Genomic DNA, 17,402 nt, shown 5'->3' on the forward strand with positions numbered 1-17,402 from the left:
CCTCAAGTGAGGAAGTGCGCAAGGCATCAGGCGCGTTTCATCAGCAGCCAGAGGCTTATCAGGAAGAAGCTGGCGCTCGGCAGCAGCGCGCCGATAATCGGCGGAATGCCGTACACCAGGCTCAGCGGCCCGAAGATTTGGTCCAGCACGTAGAAAATAAAGCCGAAGCTGATACCCGTCACGACGCGCACGCCCATCGGCACGCTGCGCAGCGGCCCGAAAATAAACGACAGCGCCATCAGCATCATCACCGCCACGGAGAGCGGCTGGAAGATTTTGCTCCACATGTTGAGCTGATAACGGCTGGCATCCTGGCCGCTCGCCTTCAGATATTTGACGTAATTACGCAGCCCGCTTATCGACAGCGCGTCTGGATCCAGCGCCACGACGCCGAGCTTGTCCGGCGTCAGGTTAGTTTTCCAGGTCCCGGTCAGCGTCTGAGAACCGGTGATCTGCTGCGGGTTTTTGAGGTTCGACTCATCCACCTGCGACAGGCGCCACAGCTTGTGTTCAGCGTCAAACTTCGCGCTGGCGGCGTAACGGACTGACTCCAGACGACGCTTGTCGTTAAAGGCGTAGATGCTGATTCCGCCCAGCTCGTTTTCGCCCTTCACGCGCTCGATATACACAAAGTTATCGCCGTCTTTTGCCCACATCCCCTGCTGGGTTGAGAGCAGCGAACCGCCATACATCTGCTGCGCGCGCAGGTTGCGGGCCATCTGCTCGCCCTGCGGTGCCACCCATTCGCCGATAGCCATCGTAAAGATAACCAGCGGAATGGCGGTTTTCATCACGGAGGCGGCCACCTGCATCCGGGTAAAGCCGGAGGCCTGCATAACGACCAGCTCGCTGCGCTGCGCCAGCATCCCTAAGCCCAGGAGCGCGCCAAGCAGCGCGGCCATCGGGAAGAAGATCTGGATGTCTTTCGGCACGCTCAGCAGCGTGTACGTCCCCGCGCCAAGCGCGGTGTAGCTGCCTTCGCCAGTCTTTTTCAGCTGATCGACGAATTTGATAATGCCCGACAGCGACACCAGCATGAACAGCGTCATCATAATGGTGTTGAAAATTGTTCTGCCGATGTACCGGTCGAGAACGCTAAATCCCAGCATCGATCACTCCCCGACGAGCAAAGCGGGTGCGGATGCGGCGCACCGGCACCGTGTCCCACAGGTTCAGCGCCACGGCCAGCGCCAGATAAAGCAGGTTAACGGCCCACATCCAGATCAGCGGATCAAGCTTGCCTTTTGCGCCGTTGGAGCGCAGCGAAGTCTGGAGCAGGAAGAAGATAAGATACAGCAGCATCGCGGGCAGCATCGAGAGCACGCGGCCCTGACGCGGGTTCACCACCGAGAGCGGCACGACCATCAGCGCCATCACAATCACCGCGAACACCAGCGTCAGACGCCAGTGGAACTCGGCGCGCGCCGATTTGGAATCCGCCTGCCAGAGGGTTTTCATGTCCATCTGCTCGGCGTCGTCCGGGTCCAGCGCCACGGCCTGGTGGCCGATAATTGCTTTGTAATCTTTAAAGTCGGTGATGCGGAAATCGCGCAGCATCGCGGTGCCCTCAAAGCGGGTGCCCTGATTGAGCGTCACCACCTGCGAGCCATCCTTACGCTGCGAGAGCTCGCCGGAGTCGGCGACAACCACAGAAGGACGCGCGTTACCTTTCGGGCGCAGCTGCGCCAGGAACACGTCTTTGAATTTGCTGCCGTCCACGCTTTCGATAAACAGCACCGCGTTACCGTCGGTCGCCTGCTGGAACTGGCCCTGCGCGAGCGCCGCCATGCCGGGGTTGGCTTTCGCCTCCGCGAGCACTTCGTCCTGATGGCGCGACGACCACGGGCCTGCCCACATCACGTTCACCGCCGCGACAATGCCGGTCAGCAGCGCGAGCACCATCGCGGCTTTCACCAGCACCGCTTTACTCAGCCCGCAGGCGTGCATGACGGTAATTTCACTTTCGGTATAGAGCCTGCCAAGCGTCATCAATAGCGCGAGGAACAGGCTTAACGGCAGGATGAGCTGCGCCATTTCGGGCACGCCCAGGCCGAGGAGCGAAAGCACGAGGTTTGTCGGAATATCGCCGTCCACCGCCGCGCCAAGAATTCTCACCAGCTTCTGGCAGAAGAAGATCAGCAGCAGGATGAACAAAATCGCCAGTTGGCTTTTGAGCGTCTCCCGAACCAGATATCTTATGATTATCACATTAAATACGCCTGTGAATACGAGTCTTTTTGCAGGAAAATCGCTTGTTTCATGGCTTAAACGTCATTTATTCTCTTGAGTCGTCGAAAAGATCGCTAAGATTACTTATCTTAACGGCTTCGCGCTTCAAGCGTTGCCGACGAGCCGAAACCAAAACAACATTCGTTAAGATTAACACGAAGTCATCGCAACAGCGGAGCAAGAGTTACGAAGTGGTCAATTCTATCTGTAGCCGCCGCCGTTGTCTTTAAGATTCAGGAGCGTAGTGCATGGAGTTCAGTGTAAAAAGCGGGAGCCCGGAAAAACAGCGCAGTGCCTGCATTGTTGTAGGTGTCTTTGAGCCGCGCCGTCTCTCTCCCATCGCCGAACAACTCGATAAAATCAGCGACGGCTATATCAGCGCCCTGCTGCGTCGCGGTGAGCTGGAGGGCAAACCGGGCCAGACCTTGTTGCTTCATCACGTTCCGAATGTGTTGTCAGAACGTATCCTGCTTATCGGCTGCGGCAAAGAGCGCGAGCTGGATGAGCGTCAGTATAAGCAGGTGATTCAGAAAACCATTAATACTCTGAATGATACCGGCTCCATGGAAGCGGTCTGCTTCCTGACCGAGCTGCACGTCAAAGGCCGCAACACGTACTGGAAAGTGCGCCAGGCGGTAGAGACGGCGAAAGAGACGCTCTACAGCTTCGATCAACTGAAAACGAACAAGAGCGAGCCGCGTCGCCCGCTGCGCAAAATGGTGTTCAACGTGCCGACCCGCCGTGAACTCACCAGCGGCGAGCGCGCTATCCAGCACGGTCTGGCGATCGCCTCCGGCATTAAAGCGGCCAAAGATCTGGGCAATATGCCGCCGAACATCTGTAACGCCGCGTACCTCGCCTCTCAGGCGCGCCAGCTGGCGGATTCCTTCAGCAAAAACGTCGTCACCCGCGTGATTGGCGAGCAGCAGATGAAAGAGCTGGGCATGCACTCGTACCTCGCGGTGGGCGAAGGCTCGCAGAACGAATCCCTGATGTCGGTAATTGAATATAAAGGCAGCAGCGAGCCGGACGCCCGTCCGATAGTGCTGGTGGGCAAAGGGCTGACCTTTGACTCCGGCGGCATCTCGATTAAACCGTCCGAAGGGATGGACGAGATGAAATATGACATGTGCGGCGCGGCGGCGGTGTATGGCGTGATGCGCATGGTGGCCGAGCTGAACCTGCCGGTGAACGTGACCGGTATTCTGGCGGGCTGTGAAAACATGCCTGGCGGACGCGCGTATCGTCCGGGCGACGTGCTGACGACCATGTCCGGCCAGACGGTGGAGGTGCTGAACACCGACGCCGAAGGCCGTCTGGTGCTGTGCGATGTGCTGACGTATGTCGAGCGCTTCGATCCAGAGGTGGTCATCGACGTGGCGACGCTGACCGGCGCGTGCGTGATTGCGCTTGGCCATCACATCACCGGGCTGATGTCGAACCACAATCCGCTGGCGCATGAGCTTATCAGCGCGTCCGAGCAGGCGGGCGACCGCGCCTGGCGTCTGCCGCTCGCGGACGAGTTCCAGGAGCAGCTGGAGTCGAATTTCGCGGATATGGCGAATATCGGCGGACGTCCTGGCGGCGCGATTACCGCCGGGTGCTTCCTGTCGCGCTTTACGCGTAAATATAACTGGGCGCACCTGGATATCGCCGGCACCGCCTGGCGCTCCGGTAAAGCGAAGGGCGCCACCGGCCGCCCGGTCGCGCTGCTGTCGCAGTTCCTGCTGAACCGCGCCGGGTTTAACGGCGAAGAGTAAGACTCTGACAGACGGTGGGTGCGCTTCGCTTACCCACCCTACCAAACACCGTCAGGTATGCTGGCGATACGGTAAACGGTGGGTGCGCTTTGCTTACCCACCCTACAAAAAACCACCATTCCGCTAAAAAGACTCGCCCTCCCCCGAATCAGGGTGAAGACAGGCAGCCAACAACGAGGCAACGGGAAACACCACGGGTATCGCTTATGAAGAACGCAACGTTTTACCTGCTGGACAACGACGACACCGCGGACGGCCTGAGCGCCGTGGAACAACTGGTGTGCGACGTTGCCGCCGCGCGCTGGCGCGCAGGGAAACGCATCCTGATTGCCTGCGTTGACGAAGCCCAGGCGACCCGCATCGACGAAGCGCTCTGGAAGCGCGACCCGGACAGCTTCGTGCCGCACAATCTGGCAGGCGAAGGGCCGCGCGGCGGCGCGCCGGTTGAGATAGCCTGGCCGCAAAAACGCGGCAGCAGCCCGCGGGAGCTGCTGATAAGCCTGCTGCCGGAGTTTGCAGCTTTTGCCACTGCTTTCTATGAAGTGGTAGACTTCGTACCTTACGACGAATCCCAGAAACAACTGGCGCGCGAACGCTACAAAGCCTATCGCGCCGCTGGTTTCCACTTGACCACGGCCACCTTCACGGCGCCCGGAACGACACAGTAGAAATGGAAAAGACATATAACCCCCAAGATATCGAACAGCCGCTTTACGAGCACTGGGAGCAGCAGGGCTATTTCAAACCCAACGGCGACGAGAGCCAGGAAAGCTTCTGCATCATGATCCCGCCGCCGAACGTCACCGGCAGTTTGCATATGGGTCACGCCTTCCAGCAAACCATCATGGACACCATGATCCGCTATCAGCGTATGCAGGGTAAAAACACTCTGTGGCAGGTCGGCACCGACCACGCCGGTATCGCGACCCAGATGGTCGTCGAGCGCAAAATCGCTGCCGAAGAAGGCAAAACCCGCCACGATTACGGCCGCGACGCCTTCATCGACAAAATCTGGGAGTGGAAAGCGGAATCCGGCGGCACCATCACGCGCCAGATGCGTCGTCTGGGTAACTCGGTGGACTGGGAGCGCGAGCGCTTCACCATGGATGAAGGCCTCTCCAACGCGGTGAAAGAGGTGTTCGTCCGTCTTTATAAAGAAGATCTGATCTATCGTGGCAAGCGTCTCGTGAACTGGGACCCGAAACTGCGTACCGCCATCTCTGACCTGGAAGTGGAAAACCGCGAGTCGAAAGGCTCGATGTGGCATATCCGCTACCCGCTGGCGGACGGCGCGAAAACCGCCGACGGCAAAGATTACCTGGTGGTCGCCACCACGCGTCCGGAAACCCTGCTGGGCGATACCGGCGTTGCCGTAAACCCGGAAGATCCTCGTTATAAAGATCTGATCGGCAAATATGTCGTGCTGCCGCTGGTTAACCGCCGCATCCCGATTGTCGGCGACGAACACGCCGATATGGAAAAAGGCACCGGCTGCGTGAAGATCACCCCGGCGCACGACTTCAACGACTACGAAGTGGGTCGTCGTCATCAGCTGCCGATGATCAACATCCTGACCTTTGACGGCGATATCCGTGAAAGCGCGGAAGTCTACGACACCAAAGGCAACGAGTCTGACGTTTACTCAAACGAGATCCCGGCGCAGTTCCAGAAAATGGAGCGCTTCGCCGCGCGTAAAGCGATCGTGGCGGCGGTCGATGAACTCGGCTTGCTCGAAGAGATCAAACCGCACGATCTGACCGTGCCTTACGGCGATCGCGGCGGCGTGGTTATCGAACCAATGCTGACCGACCAGTGGTACGTGCGTGCCGACGTGCTGGCGAAACCGGCGGTGGAAGCGGTAGAAAACGGCGATATTCAGTTCGTGCCGAAGCAGTACGAAAATATGTACTTCTCCTGGATGCGCGATATTCAGGACTGGTGTATCTCCCGTCAGCTCTGGTGGGGCCACCGCATTCCGGCCTGGTACGATGCCGAAGGCAACGTCTACGTAGGCCGCAGCGAAGAGGAAGTGCGTCAGGAAAATAACCTGTCCGCCGACGTCGCGCTGCGCCAGGACGACGACGTGCTGGACACCTGGTTCTCCTCCGCGCTCTGGACATTCTCCACCCTCGGCTGGCCGGAAAACACCGACGCGCTGCGTCAGTTCCACCCGACCAGCGTGATGGTCTCCGGCTTCGACATCATCTTCTTCTGGATTGCCCGCATGATCATGATGACCATGCACTTCATCAAAGATGAAAACGGCAAGCCGCAGGTGCCGTTCAAAACTGTCTACATGACCGGTCTTATCCGCGATGACGAAGGCCAGAAGATGTCCAAATCCAAGGGCAACGTGATTGACCCGCTGGATATGGTCGACGGCATCACGCTGGAAGAATTGCTGGAAAAACGTACCGGTAACATGATGCAGCCGCAGCTGGCGGAGAAAATCCGCAAGCGCACCGAGAAGCAGTTCCCGGAAGGCATCGAGCCGCACGGCACCGACGCCCTGCGCTTTACGCTGGCGGCGCTGGCCTCTACCGGTCGCGACATCAACTGGGACATGAAGCGTCTCGAAGGCTACCGCAACTTCTGTAACAAGCTGTGGAACGCCAGCCGTTTCGTGCTGATGAACACCGAAGATCAGGATTGCGGTTTTAACGGTGGCGAGAAAGTGCTGTCGCTGGCGGATCGCTGGATCCTGGCGGAATTCAACCAGACCGTAAAAGCGTACCGCGAAGCGCTGGATAATTTCCGCTTCGATATCGCGGCGGGCATTCTGTATGAATTCACCTGGAACCAGTTCTGCGACTGGTATCTGGAGCTGACCAAGCCAGTCATGAACGGCGGTTCAGAAGCTGAACTGCGCGGCACCCGCAACACGCTGGTGACCGTACTGGAAGGTCTGCTGCGTCTCGCGCATCCGATAATCCCGTTTATCACGGAAACCATCTGGCAGCGCGTGAAAGTGATTGCCGGTATCGACGCCGATACCATTATGCTCCAGCCGTTCCCGGCCTTCGACGCCTCCCGCGTCGACGACGCGGCGCTGGCGGATACCGAGTGGCTGAAGCAGGCTATCGTCGCCGTGCGTAATATTCGCGCCGAGATGAACATCGCGCCGGGCAAACCGCTGGCGCTGCTGCTGCGCGGTTGCAGCCAGGACGCACAGCGTCGTGTTAACGATAACCGCGGCTTCCTGCAGACGCTGGCGCGCCTCGAAAGCATTACCGTGCTGCCTGCCGATGACAAAGGCCCGGTGTCGGTGACCAAAATCATCGACGGCGCCGAGCTGCTGATCCCGATGGCGGGGCTGATTGACAAAGACGCCGAGCTGGCGCGTCTGGCGAAAGAAGTGGCCAAAATCGAAGGCGAGATCGGCCGCATCGAAAGCAAACTCGGCAACGAAGGCTTTGTGGCCCGCGCGCCGGAAGCCGTTATCGCGAAAGAGCGCGAAAAACTGGCGGGCTATCACGAGGCGAAAGCCAAACTGATAGAACAGCAGGGCGTGATTAGCGCACTGTAAGTCATGCTGAATAACAAGCCGGGGCGACCCGGCTTTTTTTATGTCTATATTTCGCAAAAAAACGGCGCTCAACCGAGCGCCGTTATGCTTTTAGCGGGCCGAAGCCCTGAGCTTATTTTCAGAGTGCGAAAGGCAGAATGGAGAAACCACGGCCCAGCACGCTTGCCGGATCGTTACGCGGCTGTTCATCGTGATCGACCAGCGCCAGGTTATCCAGTTCGCCCTCGACATGGGTGTTTTCCAGCAGGTAGCGCGTCAGGCGCACTTTCGCCCACGGCCACGCCAGACCAAAGGTGATACCGCAGACCATGAAATTGCTCAGAATGATCCAGACAAAAGAACCGACGCTCGCGGTGGAGCGGAACGTAATCCCGCCTTCCAGCGACATCTGCTGATAAGCGTAGTTACGCATTTTCACAAACGCGAAGCTAAAGCAGACCAGGATGCCGACCATATAAATGAAATACGGCAGTAAAACGCTCATGATCAGTGATATCAAAAAGCTAAGCATTTCTTCCTGGCTATTCATACCATATACACTGTAATGCATAATCTGAGTCATCAATGGCGCCAGCATAATCAATGCTACCGTGATAAACGGCACAAACAGCAGCATCGCCTTGAGATAAATAAAGGTGCAGGTTTTTACATTCAGGTTAATCGCAAAACGGTGTTTGCCATATTGCAGGTTATTGACCAGCAGGCCGTACCACTGCGCGGCATAAATGCCCTGCATCAGCGCGGTACCAATAAGCCCCACCAGAACCGACAGCGCAATACCGACAAAAATGCCGGTCATACTCTGGCTGGAGCCCGCAATCGTAAAGACCAGCCCCATCACGACGGTCACCAGAATCGCAATCAGCAGCGGGCAGCCGAGCATCACCCACCAGGCGCGCAGCGGGCTGGCTTTAAAGCTAAAACGCAGGCCGTTAAGCTTCGTCATCAGCAGCTGGTAGCGCAGTCCCTGCATAATAAGGAACGGCGCAAACGCGATAAACAGCAGCACCATGCAGAGGGTTAAAAAGGTATTTTCATAGACTGCATTAATCACAAATACCACGTAGAGAAGCGCAAGGCAGATCCAGCCGACGAAAATCGCGCCGCCTGTGGCGTGATAAGAAAAACGTGCGCCTGCCAGTTCGGTATTTTCGTAAAAATAACGGCGCGCGCGCACCATCGCCCAGGGTAAAAACAGCCCGGCGGTGAACACGGTTAACAGTATGTTGACCAGCCAGACGGGGAAATATCCGCCGCCGCTGCCCTGAAACGAGAATGCGTGTGTCTTATTCCCTGCCAGGAATTTATTATCGTCCGACATAACAATCCTTATTCTGTAAAAAAGAAAAAAGCGCCGTTATAACCGTTAATATCTTAGGGTTAATTCAGTGCGTACTTTAGTGTAATAAAGGCCCGGAAAGAATAATAGCAGCCAATATTCCTGGGGTTGCGTCACTCTGCCTGTAGTGGTATTAAGCACAACACTATGTTGAAAAGATGACATCAGAGTAAATGATGAATGTTGAGGCGCCGGTAGACATTATTATGCGCAGGATGACGGCCGCGGATAACGCGGCGGTCGCCAGAGTGATCCGCCAGGTTTCCGCGGAATATGGCCTGACGGCGGATAAAGGCTACACCGTCGCAGACCCCAATCTCGACGTGCTTTATACGCAATACAGCAAGCCAGGCCATGCATACTGGGTGATCGAATTAGACGGTGAAGTCGTGGGCGGCGGCGGTATTGCACCGCTGGCCTGTAGCGAAACGGACATCTGCGAGCTGCAGAAAATGTATTTTCTGCCCGTCGCGCGCGGCAGAGGGCTTGCGAAAAAGCTGGCGTTACAGGCGATGGATTTCGCCCGCTCGCAAGGCTATCGCCGCTGCTATCTCGAAACGACCGCCTTTTTAAAAGAGGCGATTGCGCTGTATGAACGCTTAGGCTTCGCGCATATTTCCGAGCCGCTCGGCTGCACGGGCCATGTGGATTGCGAAGTACGAATGTTAAAAACGCTCTGAGCGTAAACGCGTGAAATAAAAAAGCCGGGTTAACCCGGCTTTTTTATTATTGCTGCATGGAGATACGGATAACCGGCCCGGCTTTTTCCGGCGGCAGCGCCAGCACGTCGTGCCAGAGATCCTGCACCATATTGCAGACCTGTTTTTCCTGACCGACGCCTTTTTGCGGATCGGTAAAGACCTCAATCGTGTCGCCATATTTCGCCGCCAGCGACTGACCAATCGGCGCCAGCGTCTCTTCCGCCATTTTCTGCTCCTGCGGCGTCACCTTGTGCGCGTTCTGGCCGTAACTTGCCGACAGCAGCTTGGTTTCGACGTCCATACGCTTCGCGATAACGTCTTTCGACAGCATCTGAACCGGGTTCACACCGCCTTTCACCTGCGGCATCAGGAAGCGGAAACAGGCGTCGTCGCTGTGCTGCTGCATTTCGCGGGTCTGTTCCATATTGACGCGCATATACGCGATGACATCTTCATCCGGCGCGAACTGGATGCGCTGCATCTCAAGCTCGGCCATATTCGCCTGCATCGCGTCGATAATATCCTGCTGCGTTTTGCCCTGCTTCGCCATTTCCAGCGCCTGACCACGCAGGCGCGCGTAAAAGGCCGGATCTTTCTCTTTAATGAGTTTATACAGCGGCATGCTGTTAAACACCTCGTCAAAGCCCTGCTCCGGCGACGTGTTCGCGCTTCTCAGCCACGCGATGTCGGCGATATTCCACAGCACAATGCCGACGACAAAAATCGCGACGGCGGCGAGTTTATTCACTTTGCCTTTTTTATAGAGCGCAGACGCCACCACAGCGAGCACGATGCCCACCAGCGCGGAGAGCATGACATGGTTCCAGTTCATCCTTTATCCCTTCGGTATTGATAGTTTTTATAAAGCCCGCCGGCTCAAGCACGCACCGGTATGCCGCTGTGAAAGCGGAATTCGGTATCAGGCTGATTAATCAGCCGCGCTTCCGCCTCGCCGAGCGCCTGCACGCGCGGCGCGATGTTCTCCGGCGAAATCTGCTGCGCCAGCGAGAGATAATCCTGATAGTGGCGCGCTTCCGAGCGCAGCAGCGACAGGTAAAACTTCTGCAAATCGTCATCCAGATACGGTGCCAGCGCCGCGAAACGCTCGCACGAGCGGGCTTCGATATACGCGCCGCAAATCAGCTTATCGACAAGCGTCGCAGGCTCATACGTGCGCATTTCGCGTCGCATTCCGCGCGCATAGCGGCTGGCGGTAATTTTGACATAGGGGATGTTACGCGCCTGCATCATTTCGCGCACCTGCCAGAAGTGGTGTAATTCTTCTTTAATGAGCAGCACCATGCTGTCAATCAGCGTCTGGCCCCACGGATCGTCGGTGTGTGGCATCACGCTCTTGCCGATGCGCTTATGCAGCGCCAGGAAATCGGGCTCCGGGCCTTCACGATAGGTGAAATCTTCATAGGGCTGTAGCCAGCCTAGCAGTTCGTCAGAGCCGCTTTTATCCGCGACATAGCGGCGAATGAGCAGCATCGCGGTTTGCGCGGCTTTTAACTCACAGATCATGTGGTCGGTCAGCAGCAGCGGTAAGTTTTCCGGCGCTCTGGCTTCATCTATCCAGGCTTGCGGGGTGGCGCAGTGAAGGAAATTTTTAACGGGGAGGAGGAGTGCGTCGTAATTCATGCGGGGTTCCTGAAATGCGGCAGCGCAACGCTGCCGCAAAGTGCGACTTAGTGACGAACGCCGTCGTCGTCTTCATCCATGCCTTCGTCGTCTTCGTCTTCTTCGCCGTCCGGGTCTTCAAAGTAAGTGCCCCAGCCGTCATATTCGACGTTAAACTTCTCCGCCAGGTTCATCAGCTGTTCAACCTGGGCGTCGATAAGCTCGGCGTTCAGCGCGCACTCGCTCAGCGCGTCGCAGCAGATGACGGTTTCACCGCCCTCTTCCAGCTCCAGCTCTTCCGGGTCCGTCACTTCATAGCCTAGCTTAAACACTTCCACCGCCAGTTTCTCCAGCGTGTCGAAATCGTCTGCCGAGAAATGGTGTTCAATGGTGTACAGCGCGTCAGGATCGCTGCCATCTTCAAGCAGCTCTTCAATAATCAGACGCGTCTCTTCGCGCTGCTCTTCCAGTAATTCCGGGTTTGCCATGGCTCGTTCCTCAGTGTGTGGCAGATACCTTCTATTTTCACACACCCGCGGGAATGCCTCCACCTTTCACCGCAAAGTTTTAACACCGGGGGTTGCAAATGAATATTCATACATATATGTTGAATATTAATTCAATAAGTGGCGTCAGCCAGCGAGGGAAATTATGTCTGCGTTGTACCAGAAATCGTTTTTAAAACTGCTCGATTTTACGCCCGCTCAAATACGCCTGCTGCTGGAGCTTTCCGCAAAGCTTAAAAGCGATAAGAAAAACGGCGTTGAAGTTCAAAAGCTTGCCGGAAAAAATATTGCGCTCATCTTCGAAAAAGACTCAACCCGCACGCGATGCTCTTTCGAAGTTGCCGCATATGACCAGGGCGCGCGCGTCACGTATCTCGGCCCGAGCGGCAGTCAGATTGGGCATAAAGAGTCAATTAAAGATACCGCCCGCGTGCTGGGCCGCATGTATGACGGCATTCAGTATCGCGGTTTTGGCCAGGAAATCGTCGAAACGCTGGCGCAGTACGCGGGCGTGCCGGTGTGGAACGGCCTGACCGATGAGTTTCACCCGACGCAGCTCCTGGCGGATCTGCTCACCATGCAGGAGCATCTGCCGGGCAAAGCGTTTAACGAGATGACGCTGGTCTATGCGGGCGATGCGCGCAACAACATGGGCAATTCGATGCTGGAAGCCGCCGCGCTGATGGGGCTGGATTTGCGTCTGGTCGCGCCTCAAAGCTGCTGGCCTGCCGCCGAGCTTGTAGCCGAATGCCAGGCAATGGCGAAAGAGACCGGCGGGCGGATCACGCTCACCGAGGATATCGCCGCAGGCGTAAAAGGCGCGGATTTCATCTATACCGATGTCTGGGTGTCGATGGGCGAAGCCAAAGAGAAGTGGGCGGAGCGTATCGCGCTGCTGCGGCCCTATCAGGTTAACAGCCAGATGCTGGCGCTGACCGGCAACCCGAACGTCAAATTCCTGCATTGTCTGCCCGCGTTTCACGACGACCAGACCACGCTCGGCAAGCAGATGGCGCAGGAGTATGGCCTGAAAGGCGGCATGGAAGTGACCGACGAGGTGTTTGAGTCGTCCCACAGTATCGTGTTCGATCAGGCCGAAAACCGGATGCATACGATCAAAGCGGTGATGGTGGCGACGCTGTCTGAGTAAGGTTGCGGGGTACATGGTGGGTTGGTGGTCGGTTGGTGGGTGCGCTGCGCTTACCCACCCTACAAAAAATACCTATCTTCCCCCTGGCGATGACTGCATGGTGGGTACGCTTCGCTTACCTACCCTACGAAACCAGAGAACAACGCTCACCGTAGGGCGGGTAAGCATCGCGCACCCGCCTTGCCGGATGACTGGTTGGTGGGCGCACACCCTGGCCCATCTACAACCCCCTCACGCCATTAACATCTTCACGACCACTTTGCGCACGGGGGCCGGGTCGCCCACCGCACATAACGGCTTATGCACTTCGCCTGGCCAGAAAATCACGAAATCGCCCTCTTCCAGCACCACGGTTTTCTCCTGCGCGCCTTCGGGCAGGAACGCGATATCTTTATCCGCCAGCCAGTCGGTGTCGGGCACGCCCGGTGGTAACGTGCTGAAGGTCATCCCTTCGCGGCCCGCCAGTACAATCTGAATATCCAGATAACGCGCGTGATACTCGGCGCGGCGGTCTGACAGCGGCTCGGTCATGTCTTGCGAGAGTAAGAAAAAGAGACGATTACCGTCCAGTTCGTACTTGCCCGGCGCGGTCTGCGGCGTTATTTGCTGCTTCACCTGCTCAATTGCCTCGCGGAACGGCGCGGGCAGCCATTCCCCTAACGCGTGGATATTACCGATAATCATACTCACTCCTTATATAAAACACCGTTTCATTTTACTGTTTTATACGAGCAATCGTGCCGGCGCGCCACTGGTTTATGGATAAAAACTGTTCTGGCGCATGGTTATCGCACCAGGCGTTACCGGCTTGTTAATACTCGCCAGGCGTTTATGCAGGTTTTATGCATAACCCTGGCGAATACTATTTCCAGCCCCGTTGTATCACACTGTTTTATCAACATTTATCGGAAAAAAGACGGGATTATCACGTTTTACTGACTTCGAAAACAGGCACAGCGGCGACATAGTTATTTGGCTTCTTTTTAGCAAATAAAAATAATCGCGCACTATAACTGCATAACCATATTACTAATAAAATAAAGTCATTAATTTTCAATTAGTTAAATGTTTATCCATTTGTTGTCCAAAAACAGATTTTTAACAACGCTGCATAAGCGCCGTCTATTCTGCGTAGTAATTCATATAGCCCGATAAATTAATTAAACTTTCCATGAAATAAATCATCATTCCGGCGGAATAATAAAATCACCGCGTCGCTCGTGATATTCATCACACAATCAAATCAGCGCTCCATTACTATTTATTTCGAATTCAATCTGCACGGTAACTCGTTATGCGAACATGCTTCGCATAATGCCGCCGTTTTTATTCTGAAAATCAGCGAAGGAATAAATATGGAAAAGCATTACGTGGGATCGGAAATAGGCCAGTTACGCAGTGTTATGCTGCATCGGCCTAATTTAAGTCTGAAAAGACTGACGCCGTCTAATTGCCAGGAATTACTGTTTGACGATGTATTATCGGTCGAACGCGCGGGCGAAGAGCACGATATTTTCGCTCGCACCCTGCGCGACCAGGGTGTAGAAGTATTATTACTGACGGATCTTCTGACCCGCACGCTGGATATCCCTGAAGCGAAAGACTGGTTGCTGGAGACGCAGGTCTCCGAATACCGCCTTGGCCCTTCTTTTGCCGCCGATGTGCGCGGCTGGCTTGCCGGCCTGCCGCACCGGGAGCTGGCGCGGCGCTTAAGCGGTGGGCTGACGTTTAGTGAAATCCCAGCCTCGATTCATAATATGGTGGTCGATACGCACGGCGCTAATGATTTTATTATGGAGCCGCTACCCAACCATTTATTTACCCGTGACACCTCCTGCTGGATATATAACGGCGTGTCGATTAACCCAATGGCGAAACCCGCGCGCCAGCGTGAAACCAATAATCTGCGTGCGATTTATCGCTGGCACCCGGCATTTTCCGATGGCGAATTTATTAAATATTTCGGCGACCAGAACATTAATTACGACCACGCCACACTGGAAGGCGGCGATGTATTAGTCATTGGCCGTGGCGCGGTATTAATCGGCATGTCTGAACGCACCACGCCGCAGGGAGTGGAATTCCTCGCAAGCGCCCTGTTTAAACACCAGCAGGCGACGCGTGTTATCGCCGTGGAATTACCGAAACACCGCTCCTGCATGCACCTTGATACCGTGATGACGCATATCGATATCGACACCTTCTCTGTCTACCCCGAAGTGGTGCGCCCGGATGTGAAGTGCTGGACCTTAACGCCGGACGGGCGCGGCGGCATCGCGCGTACCGAAGAGAAAACGCTGGTTTATGCGCTGGAACAGGCGCTCGGCATCGATCAGATACGGCTCATCACCACCGGCGGCGATGCGTTTGAGGCCGAGCGCGAACAGTGGAACGACGCCAACAACGTGCTGACCGTGCGCCCTGGCGTGGTGATTGGCTACGAGCGCAACACCTGGACCAACGAGAAATATGACAAGGCCGGCATCACCGTGCTGCCGATTCCTGGCGACGAGCTGGGCCGCGGACGCGGCGGCGCGCGCTGCATGAGCTGCCCGCTGGAACGCGACGGCATTTAAGGAGAACACCATGGAGAAGAAACCCACGCTGGTGGTGGCGCTTGGCGGCAACGCGCTGCTGAAACGCGGCGAACCGCTGGAGGCCGATATTCAGCGTCATAACGTCGAACTTGCGGCCCACACCATCGCTCAGCTCACCCGCCAGTGGCGCGTGGTGCTGGTGCACGGCAACGGCCCGCAGGTCGGTCTGCTGGCGCTGCAAAACAGCGCTTACCAGAACGTGACGCCTTACCCGCTCGACATTCTGGGTGCCGAAAGCCAGGGAATGATCGGCTACCTGCTGCAACAGTCGCTGAAAAATCAGCTACCGGATCGCGAAGTCAGCGTGTTGCTGACGCAGGTGGCGGTAGATGACAACGACCCGGCGTTTAAGAACCCGACCAAATACATCGGCCCGGTATATGACAAAGCCCAGGCCGACCAGCTCGCCGCCGACAAAGGCTGGACGATGAAAGCCGACGGGCCTTACTTCCGCCGCGTAGTGCCCTCGCCCCGGCCGCAACGGATTGTTGAGAGCGACGCCATCCAGGTGCTTATTGAGCGCGACCATCTGGTGATTTGCAACGGCGGCGGCGGCGTGCCGGTGGTGGACAAAGCCGACGGCTACCACGGTATCGAGGCGGTTATCGATAAAGATCTCTCGGCCGCGCTGCTGGCGCGTCAGTTACACGCCGACGCGCTGCTGATCCTGACTGACGCCGACGCGGTGTACGCCGACTGGGGCAAGCCGACACAGCGTCCGCTCACGCAGGTAACGCCTTCACAACTGGCGGAGTTGCACTTCGACGCGGGCTCGATGGGGCCAAAAGTGGCCGCGTGCTGCGCCTTTGTTGAGCAGTGCGGCGGCATCGCGGGCATCGGCGCGCTGGGCGACGGTCTCGCCATTCTCGCAGGCGACAAAGGCACGCTGATTCGCCAGTAAGTTCTCTCACCGCTTTCACGCAACAAGGATTTCACCATGACTATCAACCTGAAAAACCGCAACTTCCTGAAACTGCTCGACTACACCCCGGCTGAGATCCAGTACCTCATCGATCTCGCCATGCAGCTGAAAGCCGATAAAAAAGCCGGGCGCGAGAAGAAAACGCTGGTGGGTAAAAACATCGCGCTGATTTTTGAAAAAACCTCCACCCGTACCCGCTGCGCGTTTGAAGTCGGTGCGTTCGATCAGGGCGCGCAGGTCACCTATATCGGGCCGAGCGGCTCGCAGATTGGCCATAAGGAGTCGATGAAAGATACCGCCCGCGTGCTGGGGCGCATGTATGACGGCATCGAATATCGCGGCTACGGCCAGGCGATCGTCGAGGAGCTGGGCGAATTCGCGGGCGTGCCGGTGTGGAATGGCCTCACCAATGAGTTTCACCCGACGCAAATCCTGGCTGACCTGATGACCATGCTGGAGCACTCGCCAGGCAAAACGCTCCCGCAGATCCGCTTTGCGTATCTTGGCGACGCGCGCAACAACATGGGCAACTCGTTGATGGTGGGTGCCGCGAAAATGGGCATGGAGATCCGCCTGGTGGCTCCGAAAGCCTTCTGGCCGGAAGAGGCGTTAGTCGAGCAGTGCCGCGCCATCGCGGCGGAAACCGGCGCGCGCATTATGCTCACCGAGCATGTGGATGAAGGCGTGGACGGCGTCGATTTCCTCTACACCGACGTCTGGGTGTCGATGGGCGAGCCGAAAGAGGCCTGGGCCGAGCGCGTCGCGCTGATGAAACCCTATCAGGTCAATCAGGCGGTGGTGAAAGCGACCGGCAATCCGAACGTCAAATTTATGCACTGCCTGCCCGCGTTTCATAACGAGCACACCACCGTCGGGCGTGAGATCGAAGCCGCTTACGGCCTGAAGGGGCTGGAAGTGACCGATGACGTGTTCGAGTCCCCCTGCTCCATTGTGTTTGATGAGGCGGAGAACCGTATGCACACCATCAAAGCCGTGATGGTGGCGACGCTTGGCGAATAACCTTTGCGGGCGCGCCGCCGGTGCGCCCGCCG

The 17,402-nt window shown here is 56.8% G+C and carries 15 protein-coding genes; 8 read left to right on the forward strand and 7 right to left on the reverse strand.

Translation table 11 applies throughout. From position 1 onward, the window contains the following. Positions 1-26: 26 nt before the first annotated feature. Positions 27-1,109: an LPS export ABC transporter permease LptG gene (lptG, locus tag AFK66_RS16845; RefSeq protein WP_023899517.1), complete on the reverse strand. Its 1,083-nt coding sequence runs from the start codon at positions 1,107-1,109 to the stop codon at positions 27-29. Further along, the gene (gene lptF / locus AFK66_RS16850; RefSeq protein ID WP_038882602.1) at positions 1,096-2,208 is read right to left on the reverse strand and encodes an LPS export ABC transporter permease LptF; all 1,113 of its coding nucleotides are present in this window, start codon (positions 2,206-2,208) and stop codon (positions 1,096-1,098) included. The genes lptG and lptF overlap by 14 nt, the downstream gene beginning before the upstream one ends. Positions 2,209-2,477: 269 nt before the next feature. Between lptF and pepA the strand changes: the two genes are divergently transcribed. The 3 genes from pepA (at position 2,478) to AFK66_RS16865 (ending at position 7,515) form a co-directional block, all read left to right on the forward strand. Continuing rightward, a complete protein-coding gene (gene pepA / locus AFK66_RS16855; protein WP_007780838.1) occupies positions 2,478-3,989 on the forward strand; it encodes a leucyl aminopeptidase in 1,512 nt (503 codons plus the stop codon). 206 nt (positions 3,990-4,195) lie between these two features. Next, complete coding sequence (locus tag AFK66_RS16860) at positions 4,196-4,657, forward strand: DNA polymerase III subunit chi (RefSeq protein ID WP_014729699.1); 462 nt, start codon at positions 4,196-4,198, stop codon at positions 4,655-4,657. 2 nt (positions 4,658-4,659) lie between these two features. Next, positions 4,660-7,515 (forward strand): valine--tRNA ligase, encoded by a 2,856-nt coding sequence (locus tag AFK66_RS16865; protein ID WP_007780835.1) that lies wholly within the window; start codon positions 4,660-4,662, stop codon positions 7,513-7,515. 118 nt (positions 7,516-7,633) lie between these two features. On the opposite strand, the gene AFK66_RS16870 is transcribed toward AFK66_RS16865, so the two are convergent. Then, on the reverse strand, positions 7,634-8,836 hold the full coding sequence (locus tag AFK66_RS16870; protein WP_023899520.1) for a YjgN family protein: 1,203 nt from the start codon (positions 8,834-8,836) through the stop codon (positions 7,634-7,636). A gap of 194 nt (positions 8,837-9,030) precedes the next feature. Between AFK66_RS16870 and AFK66_RS16875 the strand changes: the two genes are divergently transcribed. Further along, the gene (locus AFK66_RS16875) at positions 9,031-9,534 is read left to right on the forward strand and encodes a GNAT family N-acetyltransferase (RefSeq protein WP_032981092.1); all 504 of its coding nucleotides are present in this window, start codon (positions 9,031-9,033) and stop codon (positions 9,532-9,534) included. A gap of 46 nt (positions 9,535-9,580) precedes the next feature. Here the strand turns inward: AFK66_RS16875 and AFK66_RS16880 are convergent, their stop codons facing one another. Genes AFK66_RS16880 through rraB form a run of 3 tightly spaced genes read right to left on the reverse strand, consistent with a single transcriptional unit; the run spans position 9,581 to position 11,663 of the window. Next, positions 9,581-10,387, reverse strand: coding sequence for a hypothetical protein (locus AFK66_RS16880; RefSeq protein WP_007780638.1), 807 nt, complete (start codon positions 10,385-10,387; stop codon positions 9,581-9,583). Between the two features lie 44 nt (positions 10,388-10,431). Further along, positions 10,432-11,196: a tRNA isopentenyl-2-thiomethyl-A-37 hydroxylase MiaE gene (gene miaE / locus AFK66_RS16885; protein ID WP_023899522.1), complete on the reverse strand. Its 765-nt coding sequence runs from the start codon at positions 11,194-11,196 to the stop codon at positions 10,432-10,434. Positions 11,197-11,243: 47 nt separating this feature from the next. Beyond that, positions 11,244-11,663 carry a ribonuclease E inhibitor RraB gene (gene rraB / locus AFK66_RS16890; protein WP_007798551.1) on the reverse strand — a complete coding sequence of 140 codons (420 nt, stop codon included), beginning with the start codon at positions 11,661-11,663 and terminating at the stop codon, positions 11,244-11,246. A gap of 163 nt (positions 11,664-11,826) precedes the next feature. Here rraB and argF (AFK66_RS16895) point away from each other — a divergent pair, with 163 nt between their 5' ends. After that, on the forward strand, positions 11,827-12,831 hold the full coding sequence (argF, locus tag AFK66_RS16895) for an ornithine carbamoyltransferase (protein ID WP_007780628.1): 1,005 nt from the start codon (positions 11,827-11,829) through the stop codon (positions 12,829-12,831). Positions 12,832-13,062: 231 nt separating this feature from the next. Here the strand turns inward: argF (AFK66_RS16895) and AFK66_RS16900 are convergent, their stop codons facing one another. Next, complete coding sequence (locus tag AFK66_RS16900) at positions 13,063-13,515, reverse strand: NanQ anomerase/TabA/YiaL family protein (RefSeq protein WP_007780625.1); 453 nt, start codon at positions 13,513-13,515, stop codon at positions 13,063-13,065. Between the two features lie 671 nt (positions 13,516-14,186). Between AFK66_RS16900 and arcA the strand changes: the two genes are divergently transcribed. From arcA to argF (AFK66_RS16915), 3 genes are read left to right on the forward strand one after another with little or no spacing between them, the layout of a single operon-like run. Next, entirely contained in the window at positions 14,187-15,407 is a 1,221-nt protein-coding gene (gene arcA, locus AFK66_RS16905; RefSeq protein WP_032983607.1) for an arginine deiminase, read from the forward strand. A gap of 10 nt (positions 15,408-15,417) precedes the next feature. Then, positions 15,418-16,329, forward strand: a complete 912-nt coding sequence (gene arcC / locus AFK66_RS16910) for a carbamate kinase (protein ID WP_007780614.1) — start codon at positions 15,418-15,420, stop codon at positions 16,327-16,329. Between the two features lie 36 nt (positions 16,330-16,365). Further along, positions 16,366-17,370 carry an ornithine carbamoyltransferase gene (argF, locus tag AFK66_RS16915; protein ID WP_007780612.1) on the forward strand — a complete coding sequence of 335 codons (1,005 nt, stop codon included), beginning with the start codon at positions 16,366-16,368 and terminating at the stop codon, positions 17,368-17,370. The last annotated feature ends 32 nt before the right edge of the window (positions 17,371-17,402 follow it).

Origin of the sequence: Cronobacter malonaticus LMG 23826, assembly GCF_001277215.2 — a bacterium.
GTDB classification, from domain to species: Bacteria; Pseudomonadota; Gammaproteobacteria; order Enterobacterales; family Enterobacteriaceae; genus Cronobacter; species Cronobacter malonaticus.

What these genes read in the sequence shown, in the direction of transcription:
- lptG (WP_023899517.1), bottom strand. Translation starts at nt 1,109, where the DNA reads ATGCTGGGATTTAGCGTTCTCGACCGGTACATCGGCAGAACAATTTTC.
- pepA (WP_007780838.1), top strand. Translation starts at nt 2,478, where the DNA reads ATGGAGTTCAGTGTAAAAAGCGGGAGCCCGGAAAAACAGCGCAGTGCC.
- AFK66_RS16860 (WP_014729699.1), top strand. Translation starts at nt 4,196, where the DNA reads ATGAAGAACGCAACGTTTTACCTGCTGGACAACGACGACACCGCGGAC.
- AFK66_RS16865 (WP_007780835.1), top strand. Translation starts at nt 4,660, where the DNA reads ATGGAAAAGACATATAACCCCCAAGATATCGAACAGCCGCTTTACGAG.
- AFK66_RS16870 (WP_023899520.1), bottom strand. Translation starts at nt 8,836, where the DNA reads ATGTCGGACGATAATAAATTCCTGGCAGGGAATAAGACACACGCATTC.
- AFK66_RS16875 (WP_032981092.1), top strand. Translation starts at nt 9,031, where the DNA reads ATGAATGTTGAGGCGCCGGTAGACATTATTATGCGCAGGATGACGGCC.
- AFK66_RS16880 (WP_007780638.1), bottom strand. Translation starts at nt 10,387, where the DNA reads ATGAACTGGAACCATGTCATGCTCTCCGCGCTGGTGGGCATCGTGCTC.
- miaE (WP_023899522.1), bottom strand. Translation starts at nt 11,196, where the DNA reads ATGAATTACGACGCACTCCTCCTCCCCGTTAAAAATTTCCTTCACTGC.
- rraB (WP_007798551.1), bottom strand. Translation starts at nt 11,663, where the DNA reads ATGGCAAACCCGGAATTACTGGAAGAGCAGCGCGAAGAGACGCGTCTG.
- argF (WP_007780628.1), top strand. Translation starts at nt 11,827, where the DNA reads ATGTCTGCGTTGTACCAGAAATCGTTTTTAAAACTGCTCGATTTTACG.
- AFK66_RS16900 (WP_007780625.1), bottom strand. Translation starts at nt 13,515, where the DNA reads ATGATTATCGGTAATATCCACGCGTTAGGGGAATGGCTGCCCGCGCCG.
- arcA (WP_032983607.1), top strand. Translation starts at nt 14,187, where the DNA reads ATGGAAAAGCATTACGTGGGATCGGAAATAGGCCAGTTACGCAGTGTT.
- arcC (WP_007780614.1), top strand. Translation starts at nt 15,418, where the DNA reads ATGGAGAAGAAACCCACGCTGGTGGTGGCGCTTGGCGGCAACGCGCTG.
- argF (WP_007780612.1), top strand. Translation starts at nt 16,366, where the DNA reads ATGACTATCAACCTGAAAAACCGCAACTTCCTGAAACTGCTCGACTAC.